Below are 10,382 nucleotides of genomic sequence, written 5' to 3'. Positions count from 1 at the left end.
CTGTTGAGCACAGCGCTGCAATAATCCGGCAAATTCTTCGTCGTCCGTGCTGCTCGCCCAGTCACGCTCCAACTGGCTGAGCGAACCGAGCTCACCCGCCACCCCGCGCGGCAACACCGACGGCAGGTTGAGGGTTTGCTGATCCGGGTGAAGCATGGCGCACACCAGTTCCTCGAACGCCAACCCGCCACTGTCCGGCGCCACCGCCATCTGCTGTAGCGGCTGCCCATGACGGTCAAAAAAGACCAGGCTGCGAGCCGGCAAGGCGCCGGTGGGTTCCAGCACCGCCAACACCGAATGCCACTGCCCGACCTGCAAGCTCTGACGCAACCGGCAACGCTCCCCTACGGACTCCAGCCACCATTCACCGGGTGCCCCGGATTCGCCGTCCTGAAGGGTCGGGTAATGCATGTTCTGGGAAATGCGCGACCCACTGGAGAAGGTGGTTACCACCAGTGAACCCAAGCGGTACAACGCCTTGAGAATTGCCAGCGGTTCATCCTGCAACCGCAGCACGCGGTCACCGAGCGCAGCACCACACTGCCTCAACAGCGGGGATGTGACCGGGGTCGCGGGCCATGTCATGACAGACATACTGCCTCCAAAAAATAGCGCAGCAGACAACATGCTTCAGCCACAACGCGCTGACAGGGTCATGACTATTGCCGCTTGCCGCCGCGCCGACAGGGCGGCCTCGGCTGGCAGACAACATAATGACAACAGATCCTGCGCGTTGGGCAGACGGCATGCTGCATGCCGAAGAGCCTTAAATTAGGTGTGGAAAGCTGGCTGCGGCTGGCGATCCACGTCAGGGAGAACGGTCAAGAGACGCTGCTTGCATCACACTCCACGCAACAACACGCAGAAAGCACTTTTGATTTTCAAGATCCGAACCCCGCGTAAAAGCGTGAGCGCGGGGCAAGGCGTTTAAAAACCGACAATCAGCGAATCGCGTTGTGGCGTGAAGCGTGTTGCGTCACTTGGTAAGGATCAACTTGTTGTTGGATGTACGGCGCAGCTGGTAACGCTCGCCGGCATGCTCGATCCACAACTTGCCCTGGTGATTAAGCAGCAAACCGCTGGCCACACTGCTTTCCGCATTGATGGCGACCTGACGGGTGGTAGTGGCAACGTTTTTCTTTACCTGAGACATGCTGACCTCCTTTTCCTATATGAGAATCATTATCATTATTGATTAGACAGTCGTCAATGCCTGTTTCTTATTTTCTGATGAAGATCTCATTTCAGTGGCCCAGCCCTATGGCGCACCAGTCAAACTCTCCCGGCACCCTGCCCAAAACACACCCCCAGCAGACCACCCGGGAAGCCATAACGGCGATGCATCAAAAACTGCAAAACGCTACCCAACCCCCTATCGAAAGCCACCCACAATGGCGTTAGACTGAGATCATGAATATTGCGACGGCACACTCCATGACCGAATCCCCGCAGGAACGTCTGGCCGCTATTCTCGATAGCCACCAGCCCACCTCCATTCTCACTGTCAGCCTCAACCCCATCCCCGTCGTTGCCCAGTGGTGCAAAGACCACAACTGCACGCTGGTGGAAATCCAGGAACAGAACCCGTTCCCCTCCCTGGATGACATCAACCGGGTGGATATCGCTATCGTGGCGGATCAGCTGGAATACATGCCCCAGCATGATGGCGAGGCACTGTTGGGATTGCTCCGCAACCTGCACACCGACTCCATGGTGGCCGTGTACCAACCCACCCTGGCACCGCAGAAATTGCGCTGGCCGGCTAACGGGTTTCTGGCACTGGGCTGTCGCGAACAGGGGCATTTTGCTGAAGACGGTCGTGAACTGAACATCTACAGCTACGACCTGGATAACTACAATTTCGAACGCAAATGGAATAACCCGCGCTTCTGGGCCAACCCGGAAAACTGGGGGAAATACTGGTGGTAACCTTGGCATGGCGCTGCGTTCTGGCAATGGACGCAGCGCTGTCGTATGGTTGCGCCGTCAACTGAATTGATGGCCCACCATGATCGGACACCGTTTTCGCGAAATTTTCATTTTCTGGTGGCGGCACCTTGGCCCGCTGTTTCTGGTCACCGCCCCCTTTGCCCTGATCACTGAAGCCACCCAGTGGATCTTCGGCCCGTCGTTCGTGCTACCAGAAACCGAAGGGGCCGCCCTGCAATTCAGCGGCATCAGCCTGGCCATTATTTTACTGGTGCGCCCACTGGCGGAAGGTGCGCTGTATGTGCAACTGTCCGCCAGCAGCAACGGCAAACCCCGCGGCCTGCTGGCCTGTATCGCCCCGGCACTACTGGTTTACCCACCCTTGCTGCTCACCTATGCGCTGATGGCCATTGGTGTGTCTTTAGGCTGGATGGCCCTGTTTTTCCCGGCGGTGTGGGTCTACACTCGCCTGTGTTTCGCCCCTCTGCTGGTGATACTCAAGCAGCAAAATCCTGTCGACGCCCTGCGCCATTCTTTCCAGATGACCCAGGCCCAGCAATGGCCGCTGTTACTGGTGCTGGTGCTGGTATTTCTCGCGTACCTGATGATGAGCAGCCTGGTGGCCAGTGCCATTCTTGGCGTGGTCAGCCATGCCGCCGCGGCCTCGTTACTGGCGGCCCTGCCCGTTTCACTGCTCAGCGCGCTGGTCAATATTGCTGTGTTCCGCTACTGGTCGCTGAGCCAACAAGGCGATTCGACCAACCCAGGCTGACCGTTACCGACCGCGACCTGACCCCTGAACAGGTACATTCGCTCCAAGTCGTCATGGCAAGAGCGGATTTTGATGGCATACTCATCAGACAGACTGCCTGACAGCCACCTGACGACGACGCATCAACCGGGGAAATTTCGTGCCACAACACACCATGCATCTTAGCTGGGCCGCCCACGGCGACCGGGAACATTACCTCTGGCATCTTCCAGACGGCAATGAAGTGCGCGTGGTCGATGGCCACCACGGTCATCAGGAATTCATGGAACCGGAAGAAGCCTTCCTGGCCGCCCTGGCCAGCTGTCACTTACTCTCGTTCCTCACCGAAGCGGCCCGCGAAGGGCTGTCGGTGGCCAGTTACGATGATGATCCACAGGGCGTACTGGGGCAGAACGATCAGGCAAAGATTTATATGCAGACCATGGTCCTGCAACCGTTGGTCACCTTTAACGGTGAACAACCGGACATCACCACCATTCAGGCCCTGCACCAGCGTGCCCACGAGAAATGCTTTATCGCCCAGTCAGTGAGAAGTGAGGTGCGGATCGAACCGCGACAGTAGACCGGCAGTCGGTCACTGAGCACAAAAAAGGCCACGCTCAGTCCCTGAACGCGGCCTTTTTTCTTTCCCAATCAACACCCGCTCCCGCGAGCCATTCAGTGTTTATTAGCAACAGTGCATTCAGGCCACCGCCGTCTGCACCACCGAATTGGCCCGCCCGACGGTTTCGGCAATCAGCTCACCGATGCGATCAATAACCGATGGCGGGAAGTCGTGCCCCATGCCGGGAATGATGGCCAGCTTGGCGCCACGAATATGCCGGGCCGAGGCTTTACCGCCGGCGGGACGGATCAGTGGATCGGCGCCACCGTGAATAACGGTGGTCGGGCACTGGATCTGTTTCAGGGTTTTGGTCAGCGACCCGGTGGCCATGATGGCCAGGAACTGGTTGCGGATACCGCGCGGGTTAATACCCCGCGCCCAGGAGGCCCGATACATGGCGGCCAGCTCTTCCTTGCCCTGAGGCAAGGTGCCCCCCAGCTTGGCCATCATCTCCAGGCCAAAGGCCACGAACTGCTCTTCGGTTTCCACTTTCACCCGCGGCGCCACCAGGGTTTTCAGCGCCGCCGGTTTCGGCGGTGGCAACAGCGGGCTGTTGTTACTGGACATAATCGAGGTGAGTGACAACACCCGCTCCGGGTGCGTGCCCGCCATCAACTGGCTGATCATCCCGCCCATGGAGGCGCCAACAAAATGCGCCCGTTCGATATTCAGGGCATCCAGCAGCCCCACCGTATCGGCCACCATGTCGTGCAAGGTGTAGGCGCTCTCCACCGACAGCCCCACCATGCTGCGCAGAATCGCAGACAGCGGCCCCTGTTTGATGGGCTTGCGAATCCGGGTGGACTTGCCCACATCCCGGTTATCAAAACGGATAACCCGATAACCTTTCGCGGCCAGGGAATCCAGCAACGAATCCGGCCAGAACACCATCTGCGCCGACAGCCCCATGACGAACACGATGGGCTCCCCGTTTTCCGGGCCACGACTTTCATAAAAAAGCTCGATTCCGTTACTGGCGACCGTGCCTGACTGCATATGCGTACCCTTTGTGCTGGCTTGTTCTTGTGGTGCAGTGCCGTGATGGAGCCACTGCCAATGGATCAACATAGAAAAGGGCGGCACAAACCTCAAGCACCAGCACCGCAATGGCGCGGCGATTGGCCTGTTCGGCCGATCAAACGGTCATTGCCCGCCACAACATATCAAACAGCACCCCGTGCTGGTCCGCCATTCGCCCGGGACGCCCCCGCAACAAATGCATCTGGGAAACGCGCAACAGCACCCCATAGAAAAAATCCAGCAGAATCGGGCTCGCTACCTGGTCATTGAGAATGCCGGCCTCCTGCCCTTCATGCAGCACGCTGAGAAACAGCTCGGTCAACCGTTGCTGCCCCGGGGTGGTGTCACTGCCCCAGCGGCCCGGGTAGACCGAGTTGATCATCATGCGGCCCATCTGCGGGTTGCGGTCGAAGAAATCCAGCACCACCCAGAACACCTTGCTGAGCCGGTCGCGGAACGTATCAATACCGGCAAGATGGTCCAGCATCCGCTCGGCCAGCTGTTCCAGGCCGTGATGCAAACAGGCGCTCAGCAGCGCCTCCTTGCTGCCCTGCGCGTCATCCCCGTAGTAGCGATAAAGCGTTTGCAGGCTGCAGCGGGCGGCCCGGGCGATTTGTTGCAAGGTCACATGGTGGAATTCCGAATCGGCGAAGACCTGCACCGCCGCCCACTCGATCCGCTCCCGCACCGCCGGATCCTGCCGGGACATCGGCACTGCTTCGGTCGTTTTCTGCATAGCTAAAACTCACTTCACTGATCCACACAGGCTCGCATGCACGATGCGCAGCTGTAACTTATCTTACACCCGTGTCGGACAGTGTCTCCCCGGCAATTGACTCACTCACCGCAGCCTTCTAGGCTCGGGCCACGTTACCACCAATCAATGTCACATTAAGTGTAATAATGATTACACTGTGACCGGCACCCTGCAAGGAGTCTGCAATGCCTGTTCGCAAAATGAAGTTGGCCGGCCGGGGCGGCCGCGTCGCCATCGTCGATGGCCTGCGCACCCCCTTTGCCCGCATCGCCACCCACTACCGGGACCTCAATGCCATCGACCTGGGCGCCATGGCCGTCAAGGAACTGATGGCCCGCAACAACCTGAGCCAGCATGAAATCGAGCAGCTGGTATTCGGGATGACGGTGATGATTCCCGAGGCCCCCTTCATTGCCCGCGAAATCGCCCTGGCGCTGGGCATGGACACAGTGGATGCCTATTCCATTACCCGCGCCTGCGCCACCAGTTTCCAGACTGCCGCCAGCGTGGCCGACAACATCGTTGCCGGCTACACCGACATGGCCATTGCCGGTGGCACCGACTCTACCAGCAGTGCCCGCGTGCCGCTGTCATCGGAACTGAGCGCGGTACTGCGCGACGTGAGCTTTGCCAAAACACTGAAAGATCGCATCAAGTTGCTCAGCCAGCTCAAGGCCCGCGACCTGCTGCCCCAGGCGCCGTCCATCACCGAATATTCGGTGGGCGAAACCATGGGGGAAAGCACCGAGAAAATGGTGAAGAAGTGGGGCGTCAGCCGTCAGGAGCAGGATGATCTGGCCCATGCGTCGCACAGCAACGCGGCCCGCGCCTGGGCCGAAGGCCGCCTGGACCGCCAGGTCATGACCGCCCACCTGCCCAACGGCAACACTCTGAAAGACGACAACCTGGTGCGCAAACACTCCGAGCGCGAGGGCTACAGCAAACTCAACCCGGTGTTCGACCGGGAGACCGGCTCCGTGACCGCCGGCAACAGCAGCCCGCTCACCGATGGCGCCGGCGCCCTGCTGATGATGAGCGAAAAGAAAGCCGCCGCCCTGGGCTACACCCCGCTGGGCTATATCCGCTCCTACGCCTTCGCGGCCCGCACCCCACAGGACGACCTGTTAATGGGCCCGGTACTGGCCGCCCCCGCCGCCATGGCCCGGGCCGGGCTGGCGCTCAGTGACCTGACACTGGTGGATATGCACGAAGCCTTTGCCGGCCAGGTGACCTGCAACCTGCGCGGCCTGGCTGATGACGATTACGTGCGCAGCCAGACCGGGCTCGCCGCCCTTGGCGAAGTCGACCGCAGCAAGCTCAACGTGAACGGCGGCTCCATTGCCTATGGCCACCCCTTCGGCGCCACCGGCGCCCGGGTGATCAGCCAGGCGCTGCACGAGTTGCAACACCGCGGCGGCGGGCTGGCCCTGACCACCGCCTGCGCCGCCGGTGGCATCGGTGCCGCCATGGTGCTGGAAACCGAATAACCCGCTTAATCAATGCAATCACATACAGGATGACGGCAACATGTTTAACCTACTGATGAACTGGATGCGGGATAACAAGATCCTGCCACAAATTTCCGACACCGAACGCCAGGCCCTGGAAGCCGGTGACGTCTGGATCGACGGCCAATTCTTCGGCGGCAAGGTGGATTTCGAAAGCATCCTCGCCGAAAACTACGATCAGCTTTCCGAACACGAACAGGCCTATATCGATGGCCCAGTGGAAGAACTGCTGAAAAGGGCCGATGCCTATACGCTGTCGCGCACCCGCAAACTGCCAGATGAACTGTTCACCTTCATGGCCGAGAACGGTTTCTTCGGCATGCAGATCGCCAAGGAATACGGCGGCAACCCCATGTCCACCCAGGCCAAGTCCTGCATCATGGCCAAGGTCAGCTCCCACTCCGGCCTGCTCAGCGCCATGGTAGTGATTCCCAACTCACTGGGTGCGGCGGAGCTGCTCGGCCACTACGGCACCGATGAACAGAAGCAGTATTACCTGCCGAAACTGGCCAACGGCGAGTTCATTCCCTGCTTCGGCTTGACCGAACCCACCGCCGGCTCCGACGCCGCCTCCATCAAGGCGGAAGGCGAAGTGTTCAAAGACAGCGACGGCGAGATCAAATTCAAGCTCAACTTCCGCAAGCGCTACATCACCCTGGCGCCGGTCTCCAACCTGATCTCCCTGGCAGTACGCCTGCACGATCCGGAGAACCTGCTGGGCAAAGGTGAGGATGCCGGCATCACTGTGGTGCTGCTGGAAAAAGGCCTCGACGGCCTGCACATCGGCGACCATCACCAACCCATTGGCGAGCACTTCCCCAACGGCCCCATCGTCGGCCGCGATGTAATCGTGCCCGCCAGCAACGTGCTGGGCGGCGTGGAATACACCGGCATGGGCTGGAAGATGCTGATGGAAGCCCTGGCCGGCGGACGCATGGTGTCCCTGCCCGCCACCGGCATCTGCGGCATTCGCCACGGCGCCATGATCGCCGGCGCCTATTCCATGGTGCGCCAGCAATTCGGCATCCCGGTGGGGCGCATGGAAGGGGTGGAGCACAAAATCGGCAAGGCCGCGGGCATGACCTATGCCTTTGATGCCGCCCGCGTGTTTGGTTGTTCCGCCGTGGATAAAGGCATCCAGCCGCCAGTGACCTCCGCCATCATGAAGGCCTACTCCACCGAAATGGGCCGCGACACCGGCACCGATGCCATGGACGTGACCGCGGGTTACGGCGTCATGCAAGGCCCCAACAACACCATGGGTCGCCTCTATAATTCCGCCCCGGTGAGCGTCACCGTGGAAGGCGCCAACATCATGACCCGCACCCTGATGATCTTTGGTCAGGGCGCCACCCGCTGCCACCCCTACGCCTACAACGTGGTGCAGGCGGTGGAAGACAATGATGTGAGCGCCTTCCGCAAAAACCTGACCGGCTGGATGATCCAGTTCTTGCTGGGCTTCGTGATGAGCCTGGTGCGCGGCGTAACCCGCGGTTTCTTCACCGTGAAAGTGCCCAACGTGGCGCCGAAAACCAAAAGCATCTACCGCCGCCTGGGCTGGGCCGCCACCCGCTTCGGCCTGCTCACCAACCTGGCCATGTTCTTCGTGGGCGGCAAACTCAAGGCACGCGGCAACCTCACCGGTCGCTACGCCGATGTGGTGGCCTGGTTGTACATCACCACCTCTGCCCTGCGCCGCTATGAAGCAGAAGGCCGCAAGGCGGAAGACCTGGCGCTGGTGCAATACGCCGGTGAATACGGCCTGACCCAGATCCAGCAGGCCTTCGAAGGCATCTACGAGAACTTTGGCGGCCCGGTAGGCGTAATCCTGAAAACCGTGGGCCGTATCGGCCTGGGCATCAACCCGCTGGCCAAGCTGCCCAACGACCAGCTCAGCCACCAGGCCGCACTGGCCCTGCAAAGCTATGGCGACCAGTACAAGCGTCTGGTCGGCGGCAACTACATGCCGGAAGAAAGCGACGAGGGGCTCGGCCGCCTGCTCAAGGCCTTCCGCCTGACCACCGAAGCCGAACCGGTGCGCGCCAAGATCCGTGCCGCACAGAAAGCCCGCAAACTGGGTAAAGGCAAAGTGGAAGCCATGGCGTCCCAGGCCGCTGAACAGGGCGTGATTTCCGATGCGGAACTGGCCACCCTGAATGCTGCCACCGAGGCTTGCCTGCTGGCCATCGAAGTGGACGTATTCACCAAGGACGAGTACTACGGCGCCGGTGGCATCCCCGCCATGAGCGCCACCGGCGATGGCGGCCTGCAGCAGCCGTCACCCGCGGAGCTGGCCAAAGCGTCCGGCGAGTAACCGCACTGCCCTTAACGCTCACGGGCCAGCCCGACTGGCCCGATCAACCCTGCCCACACGCCGCCTGACCGATTATGGTTGGGTGGCACAACAACAAAACAACGGACAGCCCTATGAGCCTCCAGGCCCGCCTTATCAAAGCCGTGACCCGGCGCACCATCAAGCGCTCCGGCCTTAACGAACAGCAACTGGTACGCCACCTTCGCAAGGTCTTCAACGACACGCCCGTGCTGACACTGCTGCCTCGTGGCGTGATACTCAGCCGCGTGGAGCAGGACGGGTTTACCGGGGACCGCATCAGCGTAAAGCAACCCTCAATGACGGTGCTGTACCTGCACGGCGGCGCCTACATCGGTGGCATCACCAAGACCTACCACAACCTGGCCGGGCGGCTGGCCAAAAAGCTGCAAGCGGATGTCTACTTGCCGGTGTACCCCTTCGCACCGGAACACCCTTACCCCGCCGCCGTGAACCGGGTAATGGAAGCCTACGAATATCTGTTAAGCCTGGGCAAACACCCCCAGGACATTGTCATTGCCGGCGACTCCGCCGGGGGCGGACTGACCCTGGCCACCCTGCTGCACATCCGCGACAAGGGGCTGGAACAACCCCGTTGCGCAGTAACCTTTTCACCCGCCAGCAACGCCTTTCCTGACGACACCATCCTGGATGCGCTGGACCCCAGCGATGCCATGTTGTCTGCCGATATCATTCGCACCGTGATCGATATCTATCTCCCCAACCCGGATGACCGCAGCCACCCTTACGCGTCCCCCTGCCTGGGCGACTACACCGGTATCTGTCCGCTACTCATTACCGCCAGCACCGATGAAGTGCTATACGCCGACGGCAAACGGGTACGCCGCGCAGCCGAACAAGCCGGTGTAAAAGTGGAATGGATAGAGCGCCCCGGCGTGTTCCATGTATGGCCCATCATGGTGCCGTTCCTGCCGGAAGCGAACAAAGACCTGAAACGGGTTGTCGCCTTTATTAGGGCCTGTAGTTAGCGTGAAAACACCGGTTGTGCCGGATTGATCGCAAGGGTGCCCGAAACACCGCCGTTGCTGGATGCCGAACGCCCGAAGCCGGACGTTAAACCGACGCCAGTTATTTTCGTCTGGCATCCGGCATTGGGCATCCGGCGTTGACCGCAGGGCATTGAGCGTTTCTGCCATTGCCGGCCCAAACCCGACATTCTTTACTGGGGTTCACCCAAAGGAAGCGGCATGAGCGAATTACTGCCCCGTATTCACCCGGACGATTACTGCAACGAAGATCTGCCCACCCTCAGCCAACCCTGGTGGCAGACGCTGCCGTCCGACTTCCACGCCATGCCGGATCACTTCCTGGCAGACAGCGACACAAGCTGGCGCATCAGCAGCACTGCCGCCGTGGATACTCTGGCTCGTACAGGCCTGGCCTGCATGGCCGGTGCAGCGGCGCTACCCGCCACCCTGAACGCCGCCCGGCAGCGTGAA

General features: G+C 60.7%; 9 protein-coding genes and 2 pseudogenes. 7 read left to right on the top strand and 4 right to left on the bottom strand.

What is annotated here, in order from left to right:
• Window positions 1–594 (bottom strand): annotated as a pseudogene (locus A3730_RS02305) (hypothetical protein); the annotation flags it as partial.
• Between the two features lie 382 nt (window positions 595–976).
• Window positions 977–1,153 (bottom strand): hemin uptake protein HemP, encoded by a 177-nt coding sequence (gene hemP, locus A3730_RS02300; RefSeq protein WP_007149677.1) that lies wholly within the window; start codon window positions 1,151–1,153, stop codon window positions 977–979.
• Between the two features lie 257 nt (window positions 1,154–1,410).
• Between hemP and A3730_RS02295 the strand changes: the two genes are divergently transcribed.
• From A3730_RS02295 to A3730_RS02285, 3 genes are all read left to right on the top strand, one after another.
• Window positions 1,411–1,929 (top strand): DUF6231 family protein, encoded by a 519-nt coding sequence (locus tag A3730_RS02295; protein ID WP_063520621.1) that lies wholly within the window; start codon window positions 1,411–1,413, stop codon window positions 1,927–1,929.
• Between the two features lie 79 nt (window positions 1,930–2,008).
• Window positions 2,009–2,701, top strand: a complete 693-nt coding sequence (locus A3730_RS02290) for a hypothetical protein (RefSeq protein WP_063518559.1) — start codon at window positions 2,009–2,011, stop codon at window positions 2,699–2,701.
• A gap of 139 nt (window positions 2,702–2,840) precedes the next feature.
• Window positions 2,841–3,263 (top strand): OsmC family protein, encoded by a 423-nt coding sequence (locus A3730_RS02285; protein ID WP_231880427.1) that lies wholly within the window; start codon window positions 2,841–2,843, stop codon window positions 3,261–3,263.
• Window positions 3,264–3,383: 120 nt separating this feature from the next.
• On the opposite strand, the gene A3730_RS02280 is transcribed toward A3730_RS02285, so the two are convergent.
• Window positions 3,384–4,301, bottom strand: a complete 918-nt coding sequence (locus A3730_RS02280; protein ID WP_063520622.1) for an alpha/beta fold hydrolase — start codon at window positions 4,299–4,301, stop codon at window positions 3,384–3,386.
• A 139-nt stretch (window positions 4,302–4,440) separates the two neighbouring features.
• Entirely contained in the window at window positions 4,441–5,061 is a 621-nt protein-coding gene (locus tag A3730_RS02275; protein WP_063520623.1) for a TetR/AcrR family transcriptional regulator, read from the bottom strand.
• Between the two features lie 206 nt (window positions 5,062–5,267).
• On the opposite strand from A3730_RS02275, the gene fadI reads away from it, so the two are divergent.
• From fadI to A3730_RS02255, 4 genes and pseudogenes are all read left to right on the top strand, one after another.
• A complete protein-coding gene (gene fadI, locus A3730_RS02270; protein WP_063520624.1) occupies window positions 5,268–6,569 on the top strand; it encodes an acetyl-CoA C-acyltransferase FadI in 1,302 nt (433 codons plus the stop codon).
• 40 nt (window positions 6,570–6,609) lie between these two features.
• Window positions 6,610–8,904 (top strand): acyl-CoA dehydrogenase, encoded by a 2,295-nt coding sequence (locus tag A3730_RS02265; RefSeq protein WP_063520625.1) that lies wholly within the window; start codon window positions 6,610–6,612, stop codon window positions 8,902–8,904.
• 113 nt (window positions 8,905–9,017) lie between these two features.
• Complete coding sequence (locus tag A3730_RS02260) at window positions 9,018–9,911, top strand: alpha/beta hydrolase (RefSeq protein ID WP_063520626.1); 894 nt, start codon at window positions 9,018–9,020, stop codon at window positions 9,909–9,911.
• Window positions 9,912–10,130: 219 nt separating this feature from the next.
• Window positions 10,131–10,382, top strand: a pseudogene (locus tag A3730_RS02255) (alpha/beta hydrolase); the annotation flags it as partial.

The sequence above is a fragment of the Alcanivorax sp. HI0044 genome (genome assembly GCF_001634945.1).
Note: the sequence above shows the minus strand (reverse complement) of the source record. Positions and strands in the feature narration are given on the sequence as shown.